1 pseudogene is annotated in these 355 nt (G+C 54.9%); it reads left to right on the top strand.

Annotated features, from left to right (window positions below):
• Positions 1 to 355, top strand: a pseudogene (locus ACYVTD_RS18195) (hypothetical protein); the annotation flags it as partial.

Below are 355 nucleotides of genomic sequence, written 5' to 3'. Positions count from 1 at the left end.
GGGGGGGGGGGGCAATTTCAATTCCTCGACCTCCGTCAAAAGACGGAAACGCTGTTTGGAAATCTGCAGGAGCCGTTGTGGGAGACGGTTGGTCGTTGGCTTGGAGAAAATTGGACGCTAAATACTGGGGAGTGCCCCAACGTCGTAAAAGAATCTTCCTTGTCGCAGATTTTGGAAAAAAATGTGCCGGAGAAATACTATTTAAGTCCGAAGGCTTGCCGGGGAATCCTGCGGAGGGCGGAGAGGCGGGGGAAGGAAATGCCGGGAGCGCCGGAGGCGGGGGTAGAGCAGCAGGCGTTAATGGGGGGGGGAGCATAAAGAGAAAAAACGAAAAAGAAGAAGAACGCGCCCCCTG

The sequence above is a fragment of the Treponema sp. R6D11 genome, from assembly GCF_054786075.1.
This window is presented reverse-complemented; position numbering and strand designations above follow the sequence as displayed.